Source organism: Arthrobacter sp. StoSoilA2 (assembly GCF_019977195.1).
Lineage (GTDB): Bacteria > Actinomycetota > Actinomycetes > Actinomycetales > Micrococcaceae > Arthrobacter.
On the sequence record NZ_AP024643.1, the window covers coordinates 2754556 to 2776929 of the forward strand.

At 61.4% G+C, this 22374-nt stretch carries 19 protein-coding genes; 6 read left to right on the forward strand and 13 right to left on the reverse strand.

Annotated elements, in window-relative coordinates; translation table 11 throughout:
• Nucleotides 1-3 precede the first annotated feature (3 nt).
• Complete coding sequence (locus tag LDN82_RS12470) at nt 4-1011, forward strand: alpha/beta hydrolase (RefSeq protein WP_224164443.1); 1008 nt, start codon at nt 4-6, stop codon at nt 1009-1011.
• Nucleotides 1008-2081 (forward strand): alpha/beta hydrolase, encoded by a 1074-nt coding sequence (locus tag LDN82_RS12475; RefSeq protein WP_224164444.1) that lies wholly within the window; start codon nt 1008-1010, stop codon nt 2079-2081. Before LDN82_RS12470 ends, LDN82_RS12475 begins: the two co-directional genes overlap by 4 nt.
• A gap of 13 nt (nt 2082-2094) precedes the next feature.
• Here LDN82_RS12475 and LDN82_RS12480 read toward each other — a convergent pair whose 3' ends face one another.
• The 3 genes from LDN82_RS12480 to leuA all read right to left on the reverse strand — a co-directional run bounded on the left by LDN82_RS12480 (nt 2095) and on the right by leuA (nt 5503).
• Nucleotides 2095-2919: an isoprenyl transferase gene (locus tag LDN82_RS12480; protein WP_224164445.1), complete on the reverse strand. Its 825-nt coding sequence runs from the start codon at nt 2917-2919 to the stop codon at nt 2095-2097.
• Nucleotides 2920-2921: 2 nt separating this feature from the next.
• Nucleotides 2922-3677 carry a DNA repair protein RecO gene (gene recO, locus LDN82_RS12485; RefSeq protein WP_224090460.1) on the reverse strand — a complete coding sequence of 252 codons (756 nt, stop codon included), beginning with the start codon at nt 3675-3677 and terminating at the stop codon, nt 2922-2924.
• A gap of 86 nt (nt 3678-3763) precedes the next feature.
• The gene (gene leuA / locus LDN82_RS12490; RefSeq protein WP_223932971.1) at nt 3764-5503 is read right to left on the reverse strand and encodes a 2-isopropylmalate synthase; all 1740 of its coding nucleotides are present in this window, start codon (nt 5501-5503) and stop codon (nt 3764-3766) included.
• Between the two features lie 251 nt (nt 5504-5754).
• On the opposite strand from leuA, the gene LDN82_RS12495 reads away from it, so the two are divergent.
• Nucleotides 5755-7707 (forward strand): M13-type metalloendopeptidase, encoded by a 1953-nt coding sequence (locus LDN82_RS12495; protein ID WP_224164446.1) that lies wholly within the window; start codon nt 5755-5757, stop codon nt 7705-7707.
• Between the two features lie 127 nt (nt 7708-7834).
• Here the strand turns inward: LDN82_RS12495 and LDN82_RS12500 are convergent, their stop codons facing one another.
• The 5 genes from LDN82_RS12500 to LDN82_RS12520 all read right to left on the reverse strand — a co-directional run bounded on the left by LDN82_RS12500 (nt 7835) and on the right by LDN82_RS12520 (nt 13340).
• Complete coding sequence (locus tag LDN82_RS12500) at nt 7835-9406, reverse strand: LCP family protein (RefSeq protein ID WP_224090467.1); 1572 nt, start codon at nt 9404-9406, stop codon at nt 7835-7837.
• 104 nt (nt 9407-9510) lie between these two features.
• Entirely contained in the window at nt 9511-10473 is a 963-nt protein-coding gene (gene era / locus LDN82_RS12505; RefSeq protein ID WP_224164447.1) for a GTPase Era, read from the reverse strand.
• A complete protein-coding gene (locus LDN82_RS12510) occupies nt 10457-11788 on the reverse strand; it encodes a hemolysin family protein (protein ID WP_224090471.1) in 1332 nt (443 codons plus the stop codon). The genes era and LDN82_RS12510 overlap by 17 nt, the downstream gene beginning before the upstream one ends.
• Entirely contained in the window at nt 11785-12258 is a 474-nt protein-coding gene (gene ybeY, locus LDN82_RS12515; RefSeq protein WP_224164448.1) for an rRNA maturation RNase YbeY, read from the reverse strand. Before ybeY ends, LDN82_RS12510 begins: the two co-directional genes overlap by 4 nt.
• Nucleotides 12255-13340, reverse strand: coding sequence for a PhoH family protein (locus LDN82_RS12520; protein ID WP_224090480.1), 1086 nt, complete (start codon nt 13338-13340; stop codon nt 12255-12257). The genes ybeY and LDN82_RS12520 overlap by 4 nt, the downstream gene beginning before the upstream one ends.
• Before the next feature lie 422 nt (nt 13341-13762).
• Here LDN82_RS12520 and LDN82_RS12525 point away from each other — a divergent pair, with 422 nt between their 5' ends.
• Nucleotides 13763-14635, forward strand: a complete 873-nt coding sequence (locus LDN82_RS12525; RefSeq protein WP_224167532.1) for a GerMN domain-containing protein — start codon at nt 13763-13765, stop codon at nt 14633-14635.
• A gap of 43 nt (nt 14636-14678) precedes the next feature.
• On the opposite strand, the gene LDN82_RS12530 is transcribed toward LDN82_RS12525, so the two are convergent.
• Genes LDN82_RS12530 through hrcA form a run of 3 tightly spaced genes read right to left on the reverse strand, consistent with a single transcriptional unit; the run spans nt 14679 to nt 17640 of the window.
• Nucleotides 14679-15452, reverse strand: coding sequence for a 16S rRNA (uracil(1498)-N(3))-methyltransferase (locus LDN82_RS12530; RefSeq protein ID WP_224164449.1), 774 nt, complete (start codon nt 15450-15452; stop codon nt 14679-14681).
• Nucleotides 15453-15454: 2 nt separating this feature from the next.
• Complete coding sequence (gene dnaJ / locus LDN82_RS12535) at nt 15455-16582, reverse strand: molecular chaperone DnaJ (RefSeq protein ID WP_216925593.1); 1128 nt, start codon at nt 16580-16582, stop codon at nt 15455-15457.
• A gap of 50 nt (nt 16583-16632) precedes the next feature.
• On the reverse strand, nt 16633-17640 hold the full coding sequence (gene hrcA / locus LDN82_RS12540) for a heat-inducible transcriptional repressor HrcA (protein ID WP_224164450.1): 1008 nt from the start codon (nt 17638-17640) through the stop codon (nt 16633-16635).
• Nucleotides 17641-17818: 178 nt separating this feature from the next.
• On the opposite strand from hrcA, the gene LDN82_RS12545 reads away from it, so the two are divergent.
• Together LDN82_RS12545 and LDN82_RS12550 are read left to right on the forward strand one after the other, a co-directional pair.
• The gene (locus LDN82_RS12545; protein WP_224167533.1) at nt 17819-18682 is read left to right on the forward strand and encodes a DUF3097 domain-containing protein; all 864 of its coding nucleotides are present in this window, start codon (nt 17819-17821) and stop codon (nt 18680-18682) included.
• 136 nt (nt 18683-18818) lie between these two features.
• A complete protein-coding gene (locus LDN82_RS12550; RefSeq protein WP_159699313.1) occupies nt 18819-19232 on the forward strand; it encodes a DUF4870 domain-containing protein in 414 nt (137 codons plus the stop codon).
• Between the two features lie 30 nt (nt 19233-19262).
• Here the strand turns inward: LDN82_RS12550 and hemW are convergent, their stop codons facing one another.
• Together hemW and lepA are read right to left on the reverse strand one after the other, a co-directional pair.
• Nucleotides 19263-20492 carry a radical SAM family heme chaperone HemW gene (gene hemW / locus LDN82_RS12555; RefSeq protein WP_224164451.1) on the reverse strand — a complete coding sequence of 410 codons (1230 nt, stop codon included), beginning with the start codon at nt 20490-20492 and terminating at the stop codon, nt 19263-19265.
• Nucleotides 20493-22346, reverse strand: a complete 1854-nt coding sequence (gene lepA / locus LDN82_RS12560; protein ID WP_224164452.1) for a translation elongation factor 4 — start codon at nt 22344-22346, stop codon at nt 20493-20495.
• Nucleotides 22347-22374 lie beyond the last annotated feature (28 nt).

A 22374-nucleotide genomic window follows, 5' to 3' on the forward strand; every position in this document is an offset into this window, starting at 1 on the left:
GGCATGGATTGGTCGACCGACATACTGGGAATGGACTTCCAGTCATGCGCCTTGGACGTCGAAGGACCTGACGGCGTGGTGCGCCGTGCAACCCTGGTCCGTCACCGGCCGGAGTCGACCACCCAGGAGGGCCAGGCCACGCACGGCGCGTTGCTGTTCCTGCATGGCTGGAGCGACTACTTCTTCAATGTGGAACTTGCCAGGTTTTGGGCAGGGCACGGGTACGAATTCTATGCATTGGACATGCATAACCATGGAAGGAGCCTGACTTCAGGTTCGCCGGGCGGGTACGTGGCCAATCTTGGGGACTACGACGCCGAAATCAGCCGGGCCCTTGAGGTCATCCACAGCGACAGCACGGGACCTCTCCGAAATGGCGTTGCCCTGATGGGCCATTCCACCGGGGGCCTCATCGCAGCACTGTGGACGAGCAAGCACCCAGGCCGGGTGCAACACCTGATCCTCAACAGCCCTTGGCTTGAAATGCATGGCAGCTCACTTGTCAGGCGCGCCGCCCAAGCAATGGTGGGACCCATTGCCAGGGTCCGGCCCGAGATGGTCTTAAGGCTGCCGGAGCGTGGATTCTACTTCCGTAGCATCAGCAATACCGCCGAAGGCGAATGGCCGCTGGATGAAAAGTACCGGCCACCCCTGGCCTTTCCCGTCAGGGCCGGTTGGCTGAGCGCCGTCCTGGCCGGCCACTCACAGGTTGCACGCGGCCTGGACCTGGACATCCCGGTGCTGGTTCTGACATCGACAGCCAGCGCCAACGGAATGGTGTGGCAGGAGTCCATGCGGCGTTCGGATGCTGTATTGGACGTCGGCATCATCGCACTGCGTGCCATGGCCTTGGGTCGCAGTGTGACTCTGGAAAGAGTGGATGGCGGGCTGCATGATGTCTTCCTGTCCGCACCCAACGTCCGGGCAGATGCCTACGCGAGGCTTTCACGATGGATTCGCGGGTACATGGAGAGTGACTTGCCGCAGGTACGGCAGGAGGGGGACGCATGACCACCACCGAAGAATCGGTACATCTTTGGCAACCGGACATCCTGGGCACCGGATACGAACGTCTGGAACTCCCCCTGTCTCCTGACGAGGAGGGCCCGGTCAAAGCAACACTCGTCAGGCACGCCCCGCCCCTCACAGACGCAACCCCTCACGGCATCCTCGATTTCTTCTCCACCTTCACGCAACGCAGGCGTCGTGCGGCGTCCTTGGATCCCACGGGGGCACCGCGGGTGGTCCTCTACCTGCACGGCTGGGCTGACTACTTCCTCCAGACCGAACTCGCCGAGTACCTGACGGCGTCCGGCTTTCATTTCTACGCGCTGGACCTTCGGAAATTTGGGCGCAGCCTGCTACCTGGTCAGACTCCCGGATACACAACCGATCTGGCTGTCTACGACGAAGACATCGAAGCAGCTTTGCTGGAGATCGAACGGGACGTTGTGGCCAGGACCAACAGTCCGGCGTCGCCAACGATCCATATGCTTGCGCACTCCCTGGGAGGTCTGATTGCTTCTCTGTGGGCGGACCGCCATCCAGGCAGGATCGGGACACTTGTCCTGAACTCGCCATGGCTGGAGCTCCAAGGCAGCAGCCTGATTCGCAGCATCGCCATGCATGTGGTGGAGCCCTTCGCGCGGACCGACCCCAAGCGTCCGTTCAGGTTCCCTGAAATGCCTGCGTACTGGGAGAGCGTCAGCAACCAGGCCCACGGCGAGTGGCCGCTGGATCCCGTCTGGCGTCCGCGCGGCTCATTCCCTATCCGCGCTGGCTGGACGAAGGCAGTGCTTGCCGGCCACAAAGCGGTAGAGCGCAAACTCAATATCGATGCCCCGGTGCTGGTCCTTTTATCGGGCCGGACCCGGATCCAGGCCGAATGGACGTCGGACCTCATGAGGGCCGATGCCGTGATCGACGTCGAGGAGACATCCCGGCGCGCGCTGGGCCTGGGCAGGCGGACAGCTGTGTTCCGCTACCCAGGGGCGCTGCACGACATCTTCTTGTCGCGGAGGACCATCCGCCAACAGGCGTACCGTGATGTGTCGGTCTGGCTTTCGTCCTACCCGTATTGAAGTAGAAGGCCTGTCACTTTCCGGCTGGGGCCGCGTCAACTGCCCCGCCGTAGCGGCGATCCCGCTTGGCATATATTTCGACGGCGTCCCAGAGCGTGCGCCTGTCTACGTCCGGCCACAACGTGTCCATAAAGACGAATTCGGCGTATGCGGACTGCCACAGCAGGAAGTTTGACAGCCTCTGCTCCCCGGAACTGCGCAGGAAGAGATCTACGTCGGGGAGGTCGGGCTCGTCCAGGTACTTCTGGATGGTCTTCTCCGTCACCGATCCTGGCTTAAGGCGCCCGGCGGCAACGTCCTCAGCTATGGCAGAGACGGCGTCGGCGATTTCTGCCCGGCCACCGTAATTAACACACATGGTCAACGTGCAGGTGTTATTGGCCTTGGTAAATTCCTCGGCCTCTTCAAGCTCACGGATCACCGAGCCCCAGAGCCTGGGGCGTCTACCGGCCCAGCGGATCCGGACTCCCCATTCATCGAGCTGATTGCGTTGGCGACGTAGCACATCCTTGTTAAATCCCATGAGGAAGCGGACTTCCTCCGGGGATCGCCGCCAATTCTCCGTGGAAAACGCGTACACGCTGACGTACTTGATGCCTAGCTCAATGGCGCCGGCCATAACGTCCAGCAGTGCCGGCTCGCCGGCCTTGTGCCCCTCGATTCGCGGCAGTCCCCGCTGGTTGGCCCAACGTCCATTGCCATCCATGACAATCGCTACATGCTGCGGAATAAGTTCACTTGGAATGTTGGGCGGAACGGCACCTGAAGGATGTCCGTAAGGGGCCACTACGGGCGAAGTCCGCGCCGGGGTTGTCTTGCTTTTCTTTCCAAGTGCCACAGTCAGCTTCGCTCCACGTGTTTGAGTGATTTCAAGGCGCGTTCCAAATGCCATTGCAGGTAACTGGCCACCAGTCCGGCTGCTTCGCGTCGATGCCTCGGGTCCGAGGCGTCAGCTACGCCCCAATCCCCGGTCAGGAGGGCTCCGAGCAACACCACGGTTTCCGGCGCCGGAGCCGGTGAGCCAGGCGGGCGGCAATCGCCACACACCATACCCCCGAGTGGCGCGGCAAAGGCCGTGTGCAGTCCGGGCTTGCCGCACCGGGCGCAATCAGTAAAGCTCGGCGCCCATCCGCCTGTGGCCAATGCGCGCAAGAGATAGGAGTCCAGAATAAGTTCGGGGGCATGGTCCGAGCGGCTGAGCGCCGCCAAGGCACCTACCAAGAGGTTGTACTGGGCCGTGCCGGATTCGGCGTCCGCGTCCGTAAGCTTCTCGGCCGTCTCTGTCATGGCAGCAGCTACAGTGAAGCGGCCATAGTCCGCCGCAATGCTGCTTCCATAGGCGCCTTTGGCAACAGCCTGGGTGACGATATCCAGGGTTCGGCCAGAGATGAGCTGCAAGTCGGCCACCATGAACGGCTCCAGCCGGGCGCCGAAACGGCTGGTGGTCCGCCGCACACCTTTTGCGACCGCACGTACTTGCCCGTGATGCTTGGTCAGCAGGGTAATAATCCGATCTGCCTCGCCCAACTTATGGGTGCGGAGCACAACGGCATCGTCCCGGTAGGACCGCGCTGCAAATGAGGAGGGATTGGCCACAACTAATCTTCGCACTAAGCCAGTGGCCTGAAAGGACCACAAGACCGTGTGGTGACGGTATTTCCCGTCACCACACGGTCTTGGCGTTAGGCCTGGGCGTCCCGAACTGCCCGGTTTACAGCCGAGATCAGCGCCTTCAGCGAGGACGTCGTGGTGCTGGGATCAATTCCCACGCCCCAGAGGACGCGTTCGCCCACCGCGCATTCAACATAAGCAGCCGCACTTGCGCTGCCGCCCTCTGACAATGCGTGTTCGCTGTAGTCGAGCACACGGACATCAACGCCGTCGTGGTGCAGGATGTCCAGGAGCGCGGCGATTGGACCATTACCGTGGCCGGTCCTGCGCACCTCTACGCCATCAATCCGCAGGTTTGCGTTCATGGTCATAGCGCCGGACTCATCCGTTTCCGTGCTTACGCTGCCCAGGGAGTACCGGCCCCACTGGGCTTGTTCCTCATCAGAGGGCAGGTATTCGTCCTGGAAGATCTGCCAGAGCTGCGCCCCGCTGACCTCGCCACCAACAGCATCTGTGCGGCGCTGGATGACGCCGGAGAATTCAATCTGGGCGCGCCGCGGCAGATCGAGGTTGTGCTCGTTCTTCAGCAGGTAGGCGACGCCGCCCTTGCCGGACTGAGAATTGACCCTGATGACAGCTTCATAGCTTCGGCCCAGGTCCTTGGGGTCGATAGGCAGGTACGGAACCTGCCAGGTGAAGTCGTCCACGGGCACCCCTGCCGCAGCCGCATCCTTCTCGAGTGCTTCGAAGCCCTTCTTGATGGCGTCCTGGTGCGAACCGGAAAAGGCTGTGAAGACGAGGTCGCCACCGTACGGCGAACGTTCGGGAACGGGCAACTGGTTGCAGTACTCAACCGTGCGGCGGATCTCGTCGATGTCGGAGAAATTGATCATGGGGTCCACGCCCTGGACAAACATGTTCAGGCCCAGGGTGACGAGGTCAACGTTTCCTGTGCGCTCACCATTGCCGAACAGGCAGCCCTCAATGCGGTCTGCTCCAGCCAGGTAGCCGAGTTCCGCGGCAGCAACGCCAGTACCGCGATCGTTGTGCGGGTGCAGTGAAATGATGATGCCGTCACGGGGATGCAGATTGCGGTGCATCCACTCAATGGAGTCGGCATAGACGTTGGGGGTTGCCATCTCCACCGTCGCCGGCAGGTTGATAATGACCTGCTTGTCCGCTGACGCTTCAAACACATCTGCGATTGCATTGCAGACCCGGGCTGCATACTCCAACTCGGTTCCCGTGAACGACTCCGGAGAGTACTCGTAGGTGATGTGGGTATCGGTCAGCGTCTCTTCATACTTTTTGCACAGCCGGGCACCCTGCAGGGCGATATCGAGGATGCCGTCCTCATCCTGGTTGAAGACAACCCGGCGCTGCAGCACAGAAGTGGAGTTGTACAGGTGCACGATCGCCTGCTTGGCACCCACCAAGGACTCATAGGTCCGTTCAATCAGGTGTTCACGCGCCTGGGTGAGGACCTGGATAGTGACATCGTCCGGTATATGGCCGCCTTCGATCAGCTGCCGAACGAAATCAAAGTCGGTCTGGGAAGCGGAGGGGAACCCAACCTCGATCTCCTTGAATCCCATGTTGACCAGCAGCTGGAACATCTTCAGCTTGCGCGCCGGGCTCATGGGATCGATCAGTGCCTGGTTACCATCGCGCAGGTCCACTGCACACCAGCGCGGGGCCTTGGTGATGACTTTGTCCGGCCAGGTACGATCCGGAACTTCGACAGTGATCTGGTCCTGGAACGGCAGGTAACGGTGAATCGGCATACCGGAGGGCTTTTGTGCATTACGCATGTCGTGTGGCCTTTTCTCTAAGATCTAAATGAAAGCTTAGCCGGGCACAACGAAACTCCGCGGCGAGGGTGGCCCAGCTTTTCAGATAGCTTTCAGGCCTCGCCGCGGCAGCTAAGAAGAAGCATTCCCGCACGCACAAGTTCACAGTAACACGATGCGTATGATGACATTGCAACACCTCATGCAACGTCCACTATGCAGACGCAGCGACGGTGGCAACGCCGGCTGCAGCGTCCATTCAAGGAGCCACAGTGCCACAGTCGGGGATCACTCTTTCCAACATCGATCACAGCGTCCGGCCGCAGGACGACCTCTACCAGCACGTCAACGGTGCGTGGCTGAACAGCACGACGATCCCTGACGACCGCCCGCTGGAAGGCACCTTCACGGCTTTGCGTGACGAGGCAGAACTGGCCGTCAAGGCGATTATCGAGGAAGCCGCCAACAAGGGAGCATCGGCCTCCGGCATCGAGCAGAAGGTCGGCGGGCTTTACGCGAGCTTCATGGATGAGGCCGCGGCAGAGGCGAAGGGACTCGAGCCCTTGCGGGAGCGGCTGGAGGAAGTCCGGTCAGTGGGTTCCGCAGAGGAATTTGCGGCGTTGCTGGGCCGGCTGTTCCGGTGCGACGTTTCCGGCTTGTTTTCCATCTACCCGGCACCCGACGCCGGAAACCCGGAGCGGATTCTTCTGTACATCGGACAAGGCGGCCTCGGCCTCCCGGACGAGTCCTACTACCGCGATGAAAAGTTTGCCCCGATTGTGGCAGCCTACGGTGAATACGTCGCCAAGTTGCTCGGCCTCGCCGGCGTTGCTGACGCAGAAGGCGCTGCTGGTCGCATCGTTGCCTTGGAAAAGGCCCTCGCATCCCACCACTGGGACAACGTCACGCTTCGGGATCCCCAAAAGACATACAACCTGAAAACGGCCGAAGAAGCAGCGACGCTGTTCCCGCTATTGAATACCTGGTTTGAGGCCGGCCGCGTCGATGCCGGCAAACGCGGCGAAATCGTAGTCAGCACGCCGGACTTCTTTGCCGGCGCGGCCGCGCTTCTCGAATCGGAACCCCTTGCCGTCTGGAAGGAATGGCTGACTCTAAGGGTGCTCAACTCAGCGGCGCCCTACCTCTCCTCGGAGTTCGTGGACACGAACTTCGACTTCTACGGGACCACCCTCAGTGGCACCCCACAGAACAAGGAGCGCTGGAAGCGCGGCGTTGCCGTCGTCGAAGCAGCACTTGGTGAGGCGGTGGGCCAAATCTACGTGGAGCGGCATTTCCCCGGCGGACACAAGGCCAGGATGCAAACCCTCGTCGCCAATCTGATCGAGGCCTACCGGGACAGCATTTCTTCCCTTGAGTGGATGGGTGAGGACACAAAGGCCGAAGCCCTGAAGAAGCTGGACGCGTTCCGCCCCAAGATTGGTTTCCCTGAAAAATGGATCGATTACTCCGCCGTTGAGATCGACGCCAACGACCTCTTGGGCAACGTTGAGCGGGCCCACGACGCCGACGTCGATCGACACCTGGACGAGATCGGCAAGCCGGTGGATCTGGACAAGTGGCTCATGACCCCTCAGACCGTGAACGCCTACTATCACCCGATGCTGAACGAAATCGTGTTCCCCGCCGCCATCCTGCAGCCGCCGTTCTTCACGGCAGAAGCAGACGACGCCGTGAACTATGGCGGGATTGGCGCGGTGATCGGGCATGAGATCGGCCATGGATTCGATGACCAGGGATCCCAATTCGACGGAAGCGGAGCCCTCCGCAATTGGTGGACCGAAGAGGACAGGACGGCCTTCGAAGCCCGCACGGCAAAGTTGGTTGCCCAATTCGATGCGCTATCCCCCTACGCAGCACCTGAGCACAAGGTCAACGGCAAACTGACGCTGGGTGAGAACATCGGTGACCTGGGCGGCCTCACCATTGCTTACAAGGCCTACCTGATCAGCCTCGCTGGTGCCGAGCCTGAGGTCCTGGATGGTTTCACAGGCCAGCAGCGGTTCTTCATGTCCTGGGCTGCCGGCTGGCGCCAGGTGATCCGTAGCGAGGAAGCGATCCGCAGGCTTGCTACCGATCCACACTCCCCCAACGAGTTCCGCACCAATGCCATTGCCCGGAACCTCGATGCCTTCCACGAAACTTTCCAGGTCAATGACCAAGACCGGATGTGGATGGCACCTGAGGACAGAGTCAGCATCTGGTAAAGCCACTACGACGAATGGCCGGCCCCCTGGATAACCAAGGGTCCGGCCATTAGTTTTTGGCCCTGTTCTATGCTGCGGAGCTACCCTGCCGCGAAGTGCCCTGCGCCGGATTGCCCTCCTGTGACGGCTATTGCGTGATGTAGAGCGGGTTCACCTGTTGGCAGACTGCTTCTTTGGCCGTCTGGTTGACAACATCGGGCGGGACCGAGGCCGCTCCATAGGCGGTCCCCGTTGCAAAGTCGGTGCCCACGTAGAGCTGCACGCCCGAGACTCCCCGGGCTTGCTGAACCTGTGCCGCAGGGATGCCGAACAGCGTGGCAACGTCCGTAGCAACGTCAGCGAAGTCCGGACCGTAGTAGACCACAGTCTTCTCCACTGGGTTTGCCAAATATGACACCGACTGTGTAAATCCATTGCCGGTCAACGTTGCCAGGATTTCCTGTGCTCTGGTCCCAACTCCGCTGCCGTTGGCGACTGCCACGGGCTGGATGGCTTTGTTGTACGCCGGGACTGTCGGGGCAGCAGTGGTTGGAGCCGCCGAAGGTGTTCCTTCCGCAGGCGCTGTTGGAGCCGGACTGGACGTCGCCCCGGGATTCGTCAGGTCCAGATCTGCGCGAAGGGCCGCGAAAAGCTGTGATGCCTGGGGCTCCACGAGCTCCAACCGGTTGGGGTCCAACGTGGCAGGCTGCGTGGGTACCGCGACAAATGCGACCTTGGAGACATCTATGTCCTTCAGCCTGCCACCGATCGTCAACAGCGATGGCACAGATGCCAACCCGTCATCAACGGTGAGGTTTTGCGTGACGACGTCAGCGATCTGCAGGAGCCTTTGCGGGTTGCCCAGCGTGCCGTCCGCCTTGAGCTTACGTGTCAGCGATGAAAGAAATGCCTGCTGGCCCTTGATTCGGCCCAGGTCGCCACCATCTCCAAAGGCATGCCGGGTTCGCAGGAACGCCAGCGCCTGCTCGCCTTCGACCTGGGAATTGCCCTTCGCCAAACGAAGACCTGAGTCCGGATCAAAGACGGGATCACTGACACAAACATCCACTCCGCCGACGGCTTTGGAGAGTTCCTTCACCGCGTTGAAGTCGGCCATCATGAAGTGGTCAATTTCCAGGCCGGTGAGCTTATTGATGGTGTCCACCGCGCAGCCGATCCCGGCTTCTGCCATGGCTTCGTTGATCATCACACCGCTCCGCGCGGGGAACGTCTGGTTGTTGGTGTGGTCCGTGCACTGGGGCACGTCAACCAGGAGGTCACGTGGGAAACTCATGACGCTGACCCGTTTATTGTCAGCGGAAATGTCCAGCAGCATCATGACATCCGAGTGGCCGTAGCCTGTGGAATCGTCCGCGTTGCCGTACTGGGAGTTTTTCCCATCGCGGGTATCCGAGCCGAGGATAAGAATCTGCAGGCGGTCCGATTTGTCATTGACCACGGCATCACTGCTATCGCGTGATTCGGCCGCCGATAGCGGGGCCTTGGTGATGTTGGTCTGTAGTCGGATAAACCAGAAGGCTGCAAAAGCAACGCCGGCAACGAGTGCCACCGACACGAGGCCGGTCACAATCTTCAGCCACAAAGGCAGCCCCTTGGGCGCGTTCATGTGGCGCGGAGTTCCCTCGGGGTCCTCCCCATGGCGCGCCGCATCGGGGGCAGCGGTGCCGGGGCCCAGCGGGCGGGCGTCACGACGTCGCACTATTCGGTTACCTTTCCTCAAACACGTGGATCCCCGCAATCATAGTGGCCGATTCTGGGAAGTTCCTTATCGAGCCCCAGCCACGCCGTTGCCGTGACGCCGGATCAGAAGCCGAGTTTTACCAATTGTTTGGGATCCCGCTGCCAGTCTTTGGCAACCTTGACATGCAAATCGAGGTAGATCCTGGTTCCCAGGAGCGTCTCGATTCCCTTGCGCGCGTTGGTTCCGACTTCCCGCAGCCTGCTGCCACCCTTACCGATGATGATGGCTTTTTGGGAGGGCCGCTCCACGTAAAGGTTCACGCGGACGTCCAGCAAGGGGTTGTCCTCCGTGCGTCCTTCACGAGGCACGATTTCCTCAACGACAACGGCAAGGGAGTGGGGAAGCTCATCCCGGACACCTTCGAGGGCGGCTTCGCGGATGAGTTCAGCGATCATGACGGCCTCGGGCTCGTCGGTCAGCTCACCATCCGGGTAAAGAGGGGGCGATGACGGCATGTGCCCGATAAGGACGTCGGCCACAGTGGACACCTGAAAACCGTCGGCGGCAGAAACGGGAACGATATCCGCCCAGCCCTGGTCTCCGAGGACTTCACGGCCCAAGGCAGCAACTGCGAGCAGCTGCTCCGTCAGGGCCTGACGGTCCACGAGGTCCGTCTTTGTCACAATGGCAACGATCGGCTTGCGGCCCACGGCAGCCAGCTGGGCAGCGATGTACTTATCGCCAGGACCGATTTTCTCATTCGCCGGCAAGCAGAACCCGATCGCGTCCACCTCGGACAACGTGTCAGCCACGAGGTCGTTGAGCCGCTTTCCCAGAAGAGTGCGGGGCCGGTGGAGGCCCGGGGTATCAACCAGGATCAGTTGTGCATCCTCGCGGTGGACGATGCCACGAATCGTGTGGCGCGTGGTCTGCGGTTTGGCCGATGTAATGGCCACCTTCTGCCCCACCAAGGCATTTGTCAGCGTGGACTTTCCCGCGTTGGGGCGGCCAACAAGGACCGAGAATCCGGCGTGGAAGCCACCGAAATTGTCATCGGCGTCGAATTTCTTACTTTGCTTGCTCACGTGGAACTCCCTGTTGCGTTGTGTCTGCCTCATCGAGAAGGTCTTCAAAGTCAGTGTCTTCCTTTGGCATGGCTGCCGCAATGATGTGGCTGACCCGGTTTCGGCGACCCTCAAGCCTATCTGCCTTTAGCGACACACCGTTCACTTCAACGGAGCTCCCGACGATCGGAACCTGGCCGAGGGCCTTGGCAAGGAGGCCCCCAACGGTGTCCACTTCGTCGTCGTCGAGGTCGATATCGAACAGCTCCCCGAGGTCATCAATGCTCATGCGGGCACTGACACGGTAGGTTCCATCGCCGAGATCCACTGCTTCTTCCGCCGCAGAATCGTACTCGTCAACGATCTCTCCTACGATTTCCTCGATGAGATCTTCCAAAGTCACCAGGCCCGCGGTGCCGCCGTACTCATCGATAACGATGGCAACGTGCGTGGATTCCTTCTGCAGTTCCTTCAAGAGGTCGCTCACGGGTTTGGATTCCGGGACGTACCGAACATCCCGGGCGAGGGAATCGACGTCGTGCGGTTGCAGTCCGGGTTCGCCGCGATGCATCGCCGCAGCAACGTCCTTGAGGTAGAGAATGCCGCGGATCTGGTCCGTGTTCTCACCAATTACCGGTATCCGGGAGTAGCCGGAGCGGAGGAAAAGGGCCATGGCCGCTTCAAGGTCCGAACCGGTCCCAATGCTGACGATGTCCGTGCGCGGAACCATGACCGAGCGAACCAAGGTGTCGCCGAAGTCAAAGACCGAATGAATGAGCTCCGCCTCATTGTCTTCGATCATGTCCGATTCTGCCGCGCGGTCCACGAACTCGCGGAATTCTTCCTCGCTGACGAACGCGTCATCACCGCCGGGGGCGCCGGGCGCGACCGCGCTCCCCAACGCGACAAGCCAGCCGGGAATCGGTCCGAGGATCCAGCAGAGGAACCTGATCAACGGTGCGGTAAACCGGACAATGGGGCCTGAATGCGCGCGTCCCAACTGCCGGGGCGAGACGCCCACCAGAACGAACCCGATGACGGCCATGATGCCAGTCGCCGCCAGGCCGGCGAGCCACACGTTGTCCAGCAAACTGTGCATGACGACAGCGACGGCGACCGCTGCTGCCATCTCGAACCAGACCCGCCAGAACCGCAGGGCACGCATATGGGCGACGGGGTTCTTCAGGATGCTCGCCAAGGCCTTGCCCTTGCTGCGGACTACCGATTGTTCAGCTTCGTGCCGGGGCAGGAAATTGAACGCAGCCTCAGCTGCCGTCAGCAAGGCGACGAAACTGAGGAAAACCAGCGCCATGCCGACAAGGATGAGCGAGGTCACTGCATGGTCTCCATGGGGGCATCCTTGCCCAGGAACTCAGACAGCAACTCACGCTGCAAACCGAACATTTCTTCCTTTTCCTCCGGTTCGGCGTGGTCGAAACCAAGCAGGTGGAGGATGCCATGGGTGGCGAGCAACAGCATTTCGTCCTGGGTGGCGTGTCCGGCGTTCCGCGCCTGCACCTCGGCCACCTGGGGACATATGGCAATGTCTCCAAGCATTCCCTGCGGCGTGGGCTTGTCGGGCGTGCCCGGCGTCAACTCATCCATGGGCACCGAGAGCACATCGGTGGCTCCTGGTTCGTCCATAAGCTCGATGTGCAGCTTCTCCATGGCGGGTTCATCCACCAGGAGTATGGACAGCTCAGCCTGCGGGTGGATGTAGAGGCGCTCGAAGATGAACCGGGACAATGTCACCAGTTGGGCTTCGTCCACCTCCACGCCGGATTCGTTGTTGATTTCAATGCTCATTTTCGTTCTCCACGCTTGTGATGTGTGCCGGCAGCCCCATCCGTACGGTGCGCGTCATCCCACCTGCTGTAGGCGGAGACGATGTCTGCAACCAAACGGTGCCGGACGACGTCCGCAGCCTCCAGGATGGAGAAATTGACGTCATCGATCCCGGTGAGGATTTCCCGTACGATCCGTAGTCCGGACGTGGAGCCAAAAGGCAGGTCGATCTGCGTTACGTCTCCTGTAACAACCATCTTGGAACCGAATCCGAGACGGGTCAGGAACATTTTCATTTGTTCAGGAGTGGTGTTCTGGGCCTCGTCCAGGATGATGAAGGCGTCGTTGAGCGTCCGTCCACGCATGTAGGCCAACGGTGCGACTTCGATGGTGCCGGCAGCCATCAGCCGGGGAATGGATTCGGGATCCATCATGTCGTGCAGGGCGTCGTAAAGCGGCCGCAGGTAGGGGTCGATCTTGTCGCTCAGCGTTCCCGGCAGGAAGCCCAGCCGCTCCCCCGCCTCAACGGCGGGCCGGGTCAGGATGATCCGGCTTACTTCCTTGAGTTGCAGGGCCTGTACGGCCTTGGCCATGGCGAGGTAGGTCTTGCCAGTACCTGCCGGGCCAATACCGAAGATCACTGTGTTCGCATCGATGGCATCCACATAGTTCTTCTGGTTCAGGGTCTTGGGCCGGATGGTTTTGCCACGGCTCGACAGAATGTTGTGGGTAAGGACATCCACGGGATTCTGGACTGACTGTGTCCTCAGGAGGGAAACGAGCTGCTGGAGGACATCAGGGGTAACGACGGTTCCCCTGGCAACCAGTCCGCGGACCTCCTCAAGGAGGCGCATGATGCGCGGAATGACCGTGGAGGGACCGGACATGGACAACTCATTGCCGCGAACGTGGAAATTGACGTCCGGGAACTGCTCCTCGATGTAGCGCAATGCTTCGTCATGGCTGCCCAATGAGTGAACCATCTGATCGGAGTTGTCGAACGTGACGATTTCCGTGCGCGTGCCCGGTAAGGTGTGCGGGAACTCGGTGGTGGCTGGGTTCCCGTTTCCGGTCCGCAACCGCCCATTCAGGGATTCACTCATAGTGGTGGCCGTGCGGCCTCTTCTCCTCCGGTCGGAATACAGTTGGTCCATCGTTTCGACAACGGGACTGGCTGAACCGCCAGGCCATATGCCGGAATGCCTTCAATCCTACGCCAGCCCGGAACGACAAGGGCGTACACGCGGGCTTCGTCCACCTTGCACGGGCCGCTGGGGGACGACTTTTTGTCTCAACTCGGCATCAAGCGGGTATCAATCCTGTTTCAGTTGACGCCAGTGCCCGGAAACCCTGCCAGCCGCCGTCGACGATATGCCAAGCTGGCAGAGCGGGTAGTCAGACTACGCCCGTTCGACTCGTCGGCGACAACCACCGGCCGCAAAGGCAAGGAACCCCAATCGTGCAGTCAGTAAGCCATCAGCCCGGCGGGCGAAAGCGGAAAAAGTCCGCCGTCGCCGCGCCTGCGATGCTTGCTGTCCTTTTGCTGACCGGCTGTATCGCCAACGGTGGACCCACCCAAGCTACCTCCAGCGCGCCGCCCGTCAGCGTCCAGGAAGCTCCGGCCAGCAATGCTCCCCTGGAGACCACCCAGGCGTCCACCAAGATCCCGGTTTACTGGATTGGACGGAGCAAGGAAGACGTCTACCTGTACCGCGAATTCAGGGACATCTCCGGCGACGGAAACCCCGTCACCACAGCACTGCGGATCATGATGGCCGAAAAGCCGTTGGACCACGACTTCTTTACTCCCTGGCAGGACCCAGGCAGCCTGGCAACCTCCATTTCGGGCAAGAACGTGATCACGGTTGATATTTCGCGGGACGCCTTCAATTCCAACCTTGATGCAGGTATGGCGCAACGGGCTGTACAGCAGCTGGTCTACACGGCCACCGCAGCGGCGTCGTCGTCGGGCCTGATCAATTCAGGGCAGCAAATCCAGGTGGTCATTCTGGTCGACGGCCACACGGATTTCATGGCGTTTGGCCAGGTGCGGCTCGGTCAACCAATGGCCAGGGACGCTTCCTTGGTTGCGCCACTGTGGATTATCGACCCGCAGGAGGACACCTCGCTGCCCGCCGGCGCCGTTAAGTTCAATGGCCGCAGCACTGACAGCTCCAAGCCCGTCAGCTGGCAGATTCTCCGGGACAACGGCAGCGGTGAGAAAACCAGCCTGTTGACCGGCCAGACAAAAGCCACCGGCGAGCCGGGACAATTCGGCGTGTTCTCCTTCAGCGCAACCCTGAAACCAGGGAAATACGAATTACGCGTGACCCAGGTTCAGGACTCCGGGCAAGCAGACACATCCACCACGGATACGCGTCTTTTCAGCGTCGGCTAGAGCCAGGGTCCCCAGGGTAGTTTCGCCTGCCAGCCCCCACGGCCTACCAGCGGCCCAGGACGTCGGAGGCGAGTACGACGGCGGCGGGTCCCGCCGTCGATGACCTCAGGACGTGGTGGCCCAAGAGAGCCGTGACCGCCCCGGCGTCGCTGAGGCGCGTCACCTCGCGCGGCGAGATGCCACCTTCCGGCCCCACGATCAAGAGGACTTCACGCGGCGACTCCAGCCCGCCGCCTTCAGCCACGAGCGGCGCTTCAAGGACGGTCCGCAAAGGGTTCTTGGCGTCCTCGTGAAGGATCACAGCCAGGTCTGCGGCAGCAACAGCCTTTGCCAGCGCCGCGGAATCCAGGATGGGACGTACCTCGGGTATCCATGCCCTGCGGGCCTGCTTGGCCGCGGCAGTGACCACAGACTGCCACTTGGCGTGGGCCTTTGCAGCGCGATCCCCCTTCCAGCGGACAATGGATCGCTCGGCCTGCCAAGGGATCACTGCATCAATGCCCAGTTCGGTGGCCGTTTCAATAGCCAACTCGTCGCGGTCACCCTTGGCCAATGCCTGGACAAGCACCAAACGCACATCCGGCTGGTCCTCGAAAATCACACTGGATGCCATGACGGACAAACTTCCAGGGCCGGCCTCTGCCACCGTGCCTGTCAGGCGGGCTCCTGCGCCATCGGCAATGTCCACGGCCTCACCGACGGTGAGGCGCTTCACCGTCACGGCATGCCGGGCTTCCGCACCGTCGATGACGAACAACGCGCCCGGCTCAACACCGTCCAGGGTCCCGGCAGGCGTGAAGAAAACGGGGTTGCTCACCGCTACAGGTTACCGAGCTTGTCCCGCAGCTTGGCGAACATGCCGCCGCTGGCCACGAGTTTGCCTTCGCTGAACTGCTCGCCCCGCAACTTGGCAAGCTGCTGCAGAAGCTCTTCCTGTGCCGGATCCAGCTTGACCGGCGTCTCAACGTGCAGGTGCACCTTGAGATCGCCGCGACCGTAGCCCCTGAGGTGGGTAACACCCAAACCGCGAAGCGTGATGACCTCGCCGGACTGGGTGCCGGCCTTGACGTCGATCTCCTGGGGCCCGTCAAAGGTTTCCAGGCTCAGTTCCGTACCCAAAGCAGCGGCCGTCATCGGAACGCTCAGTGTTGCGTGCAGATCGTCGCCTTCACGGATATAGGTGGAGTCACTGTTGACGCGGATCTCTACGTAGAGGTCGCCGGCAGGTCCGCCTGCCGGTCCTGCTTCGCCTTGGCCGGAGAGCTGGATCCGCGTACCCGTGGCAACACCGGCGGGTACCTTGATGGTGAGGGACCGGCGGCTACGGATGCGGCCCTGGCCGTTGCACTCATTGCAGGGATCCTTGATGACGGTACCGAAGCCTTCGCAGGAACCACAGGGGGCGGTGGTCATGACCTGGCCCAGGATGGATCGAACGGCCCTCTGGACCTGGCCACTGCCGCCACAAATGTCACAACGCTCCGGGTGGGTGCCCGGCCGGCAGCAGCTGCCATCACACGTGGGGCAAACCACTGCCGTATCAACTTCGAGCTTCTTGTTGACACCGAACACGGCGTCTTTGAGGTCGATGCGGACGCTGATGAGTGCATCCTGGCCCCGACGCACACGGGAGGCTGGTCCAGCGTGTCCGCCGCCACCGCCGAAGAAGGTGTCGAAGATGTCCTGGAAGGCAAAGCCTTGGCCTGAGTAGCCGCCGCCGAAGCCGTTGTCAGTGCCATTCTCGTTGCCGGTGGCATCGTAGACGCGACGCTTCTGGGGGTCGGACAGCACTTCGTAAGCATGCGTCACGGCTTTGAACTGCTCCGCGACATCCTCCCCGGGGTTGACGTCCGGGTGAAGCTTTCGCGCCAACTTGCGGTACGCCTTTTTGATCTCTTCCCCGGTGGCTTCCGGCGAGACTCCCAAAACGTCATAGTGGCTGCTCAAAGTCGGTATCTCTTCCTTGTTGTAAAGCGGTTCTTACCTCGGGGCCGGCGTCAGCCGCCGAGAATGCGGGAAAGGTAGCGGGCCACGGCGCGCACGGCAGCCATGGTGGTGGGATAGTCCATCCGGGTTGGTCCGAGGATTCCGACCTTGGCTCCGGAGCCGTACCCCGTTGCCACGACCGAGGCCTCGGCCAGGCCGTCGTAAGGATTCTCGCGTCCGATGCTGACTGTCACGCCGCGGGGATCATCCCCCATATCGGACAACAACCGGAGCATGACAACTTGTTCCTCAAGAGCTTCCAGCACTGGCCCGATACTCAACGGGAAATCCACATTGGAGCGGGCAAGGTTGGCTGTTCCGGCCATGACGATGCGCTCTTCACGGCTGGTGTCGCTCAAAGCCTGGAGACCATGGGCAAGATGCTGCGCGAGTGCGCGAAGGTCCGGCGGGCACAGCGCCACGACGGATGGCAGCACCTGCGGCAGCAGCGCCAGCTGGGTTCCCGCGATACTGCCAAGGAACCGGGAGCGCAGTGCCATCAGGGCCTCGTTGCTGACATCGGAGCCAGCCTCGATGACCTTCTGGCCAACGCTTCCTGTATCTGCGATGAGGACCACCAGCACCTGCTTGGGCGCCAGGAGGACAAATTCAACGTGACGGACAAGTGCGCGGTTGGAGTGCGGGTACTGTACGACGGCGACCTGGTTGGTCAGTTGCGACAGGAGCCTGACGGTGCGCTCAAGGATGTCATCGAGGTCGTCCGGCCCTTCCAGCAGCGAGTGGATGGCTCGACGCTCCGCGGCGGACAACGGCTTGACCTGCGAGATCCTGTCCACGAACAGCCGATAGCCCTTGTCCGTTGGGATCCGGCCGGCACTGGTGTGCGGCGCCGCGATCAGGCCCTCTTCTTCAAGTACGGCCATGTCGTTTCGGATGGTGGCGCTTGAAACGCCGAGATGGTGCCGCTCCACAAGTGCCTTGGATCCAACCGGCTCACGGGAATGCACATAATCCTCAACAATTGCGCGCAGTACTTCAAGCTTGCGTGGCTCACTCATTGCAACACCTCCTGACGACTGTCCCGGCCTGTGTAGGACCGATAGCTTTTCGGACCAATACTTAGCACTCAACATGCCCAAGTGCTAACAAGTCTAGTATGAGCCAGCACGTTGCTAGCATTGAAACCGCCCGCGGGAGTTATTCCCAGCACAACCAGCACAAAGGGGTATGAAGTCCTTGGCTTTCGATACGTGGGGCCCGCAGGATCTGTCCGCTCCTGCCAAACGCCAGCTCCCCGAGGTAGCCGTCCAGCGCGGGATGGTCCTTGAAGACGTCCAGTCCGGCTGGGTGGGCGAAGTCACCCGCGTGGAGAAATCGGGGGGAATGCACATCGTCTCCCTTGAGGACCGGCGTGGTAAAACCAAGTCCTTCCAGCTCGGATTCGGTTTCCTGCTTGAAGGACAGGCCATCCGCCTCATGCCGCCGGCGGCAAAGGCTCCTGGTTCGACTCCTGGTTCATCTCTGCAGCCGGGTCGAACGGCATCCGGGTCCGTCAGGGTCCTGGGCCAGCGTGCCCAGGTGGCCAAGGCGAGCCGTATTTGGGTGGAAGGCAAGCACGACGCCGAACTGGTGGAGAAAGTCTGGGGCGATGATCTCCGCATTGAGGGCATCGTCGTAGAGCCGCTGCACGGCGTGGACGACCTCAGGTCAGCGATCGCAGAGTTCTCACCCGGGCCCGGCCGCAGGCTTGGGATCCTGGTAGACCATCTGGTAGCGGGCTCAAAGGAATCACGCATCGCCGCAGAAGCCATGACGGTGCCCGGAGCCGCCGGAAACGTGCTGATCGTCGGCCATCCGTACGTAGACGTCTGGCAAGCGATCCGGCCAAAAGTGCTGGGTATTGAGCGGTGGCCGGACGTTCCACGCGGCACTGACTGGAAGACCGGAATATTGACCGCTTTCGGTTGGCCGCACGAAACCGCCGAAGACATTGGACTCGGCTGGCAGCGCCTGCTTGGTGCGGTCCGCACCTACGCCGATCTGGAAGCCTCGCTGCTGGGAAGGGTGGAGGAAGTCATCGATTTCCTCACCACTGCCTGACGGTCTTGTCCTGAATTTACGTTTCCTGAACGCACTTTTCCCGGGAACGTAACGGGGCGTTGGTCCCGGGATGACCCGGAACCCAGTATTCTGGGACAGCAACACTGCAGCATCTTTACAGCAAAGGGAAGACACCGTGGCAGAGAACGCTCCTGAAGAACCGGGCAGCGCCGCAGGCCAGCCCCAGTACCATGGCGCGCCCGCAAACGCACTCCCACTGACGGCAAGCGAAGACCGCCAGTGGGCCACCCTTGCGCACTTCGGGGGAATTCTGGGATGCCTGCCCTCCCTGCTGATCTATCTGATCTTCCGTGATCGCGGGCCGTTTACGGCGCAGGAATCCAAGGAAGCCCTGAACTTCACGCTCCCTCCGACCATCGCAGCAGTCCTGGCGAATATCCTTGTTCTGCTTCCAGTGGTGGGAAATATCTTTGCAGTCATCGCCACGGGCATCTGGGTAGCACTTACGTGCTTCTCAGTCTCGGCTGGTATTCGTGTCAACCACGGGCAGCCCCACCGCTACAAGCTCAACCTGCGCTGGATTAAGTAGTCCCGGGCCACCGCAGGATTCTTCCGACGGTTAGTCCGGCAGAATCCTGCGCACCACGGCGTCCGCCAGTAGCCGGCCTTTGAGCGTAAGAACCAGGCGACCCTTGAAGGCCGCAACCGGGTCCACCAGCTCTTCAGCGATAAGTCCCGCCATCGCATGGCGGCCGACTTTGTCCAACGCATCCACCGCTAGCCCTGTACCGAGCCGCGCCTCAAGCATGATGCGCTCGACTTCCCGGGTGTCGGCGTCGAGAGTTTCCCTGCCGGCTGCCGGCGAGTCTCCTGCAGCCAGCCTGTTGGCGTAAGCCGTGGGGTGCTTAACGTTCCACCAGCGGACACCGCCCACGTGGGAGTGGGCACCGGGACCAATACCCCACCAGTCATCGCCCCGCCAATAGGCAAGGTTGTGACGGCAGGCTTGTTCAGGCGTTTTCGACCAATTGCTGACCTCATACCAAGTCAGGCCGGCTTCGGAGATCAATTTGTCAGCGAGCTCATATTTGGCGGCGTGGTCGTCGTCGTCGATTCCCGGGACTTCGCCGCGGCGGATTTGGGCCGCCAGCTTTGTGCCGTCCTCCACGATCAGGGCATACGCGCTGATGTGGTCGGGTTCGTAGGAGAGGGCAGTCTCAAGGGACAGTTGCCAATCCGCCATCGACTCTCCCGGCGTGCCGTAGATGAGGTCAAGGCTAACGGCCAGGCCAGCCTCGCGCGCCCACTGGACCACCAGCGGAACACGGCTGGGCGTATGGGTGCGATCCAGCACTTTGAGCACGTGCGGTACCGCGGACTGCATGCCGAAGGAGACGCGCGTAAAGCCGGCATCAGCGAGCACCTTGAGCGATTCCGGCGTCACAGAGTCGGGGTTGGCTTCGGTGGTCACCTCTATGCCCGGCTCAAGTCCCCAATGCCCGACGGCGGCGCGCAGGATACGTGCCAAGTCCTCGGCAGGGAGCAACGTGGGTGTTCCCCCGCCGAAGAATACGGTGCTCAGGGGCCGCTCCGGCAAGCCGGAAGCATTCAGGGCCGTTGCCGCGAAGTCCAGCTCCGTGACGGCCGTTTGGGCATAAGCATCCTGCGACGCCCCACCGCCGAGCTCCGTGGCCGTATAGGTATTGAAGTCGCAATAGCCGCACCGCACCGCGCAGAACGGGATATGCACGTACAGCCCGAACTTGCGGTGCTCGACGCCGGTCAGCACCTGCGGAGGCAACAAACCATCCGCAGGTGCCGGGTCGCCCAAAGGAAGGACGCTGGGCATCTACTTCTTGGCCTTGTCCTTGGACTCGTCGGTGGTCAGCGCGGCAATGAAAGCCTCCTGGGGCACTTCAACCCGGCCCACCATCTTCATGCGCTTCTTGCCTTCCTTCTGCTTCTCAAGCAGCTTGCGCTTACGGGTGATGTCACCGCCGTAGCACTTGGCAAGAACGTCCTTGCGGATGGCCCGAATGCTTTCCCGGGCAATGATGCGCGATCCGATGGCAGCCTGGATGGGCACCTCGAACTGCTGACGCGGGATGAGTTCGCGCAGCTTGCCGGTCATCATCACACCATAGGCGTAGGCCTTGTCACGGTGGGTGATGGCACTGAAAGCATCCACTTGCTCGCCCTGGAGAAGGATGTCCACCTTCACAAGGTCCGCGACCTGTTCGCCGTCGGCTTTCCAGTCCAGGGATGCGTAACCGCGTGTCTTGGACTTCAGGAGGTCGAAGAAGTCGAAGACGATTTCCGCCAGCGGGATCCAGTAGCGCAGTTCCACGCGGTCTTCTGACAAGTAGTCCATGCCACGCATCTGGCCACGGCGGCTCTGGCAGAGCTCCATAATGGATCCCACGAACTCGTTGGGCGCCAGGATCGTAGCGGACACCATGGGCTCGCGGACTTCTGCGATCTTGCCTGTGGGATATTCGCTGGGGTTGGTCACGTGGACCACCTTCTTGTCCTCCAGCGTGACCTCATACTCAACGTTGGGAGCTGTGGAGATGAGGTCCAGGTTGTACTCGCGCTCGAGGCGCTCACGGGTGATTTCGAGGTGCAGCAAACCCAGGAAGCCAACGCGGAAGCCAAAGCCCAGGGCAGCAGACGTCTCGGGCTCGTAGACCAGGGCGGCGTCGTTCAGCATCAGTTTCTCGAGGGCATCGCGGAGAACGGGGTAGTCAGTTCCATCGAGCGGGTACAGACCCGAGAACACCATCGGCTTGGCGTCGGCGTAGCCGCTGAGCGACTCCGATGCCGGCTTGGCGAGGTTGGTTACGGTATCGCCCACCTTGGACTGGCGAACATCCTTCACACCGGTGATGAGGTAACCCACTTCACCGACTCCGAGGCCCTTGGACGGTGTGGGCTCCGGGGAACTCACACCGATCTCCAGGAGCTCGTGCGTGGCCCGTGTTGACATCATCTGGATGCGTTCCCGCGGATGCAGCATGCCATCCACAACGCGGACGTAGGTGACCACGCCACGGTAGGTGTCATAGACGGAGTCGAAGATCATGGCACGTGCCGGTGCGTCGGGATTGCCGACGGGGGCCGGGAGGTCGCGGACGATCTTGTCCAGCAGCGCTTCCACGCCCACACCGGTCTTACCCGAAACCTTCAGGACATCATCCGGGTCTCCGCCAATAAGGTTGGCCAGTTCTGCCGCATACTTTTCAGGCTGGGCAGCCGGAAGGTCGATCTTATTCAGCACGGGGATGATGGTGAGGTTGTTCTCCATCGCCAGGTAAAGGTTGGCAAGCGTCTGGGCTTCGATACCCTGCGCTGCATCAACCAGCAGCACGGCACCTTCACAGGCTGCCAGGGAGCGCGACACCTCATAGGTGAAGTCGACGTGGCCAGGAGTATCGATCATGTTGAGGGCATAGCTGGTGCCATCGAGTTCCCATGGCATACGTACTGCCTGGGACTTGATGGTGATGCCGCGCTCACGTTCGATGTCCATACGGTCCAGATACTGGGCCTTCATGTCGCGCTGTTGAACGACGCCGGTGTACTGCAGCATGCGGTCGGCCAGGGTGGACTTACCGTGGTCGATGTGGGCAATGATGCAGAAGTTCCGGATGATGGCCGGATCTGTTGCGGCGGGCACCGGTGCGGTGCGGGCCATGGGAGACACGCAGGATCCTTACTGTCGACACTCACGC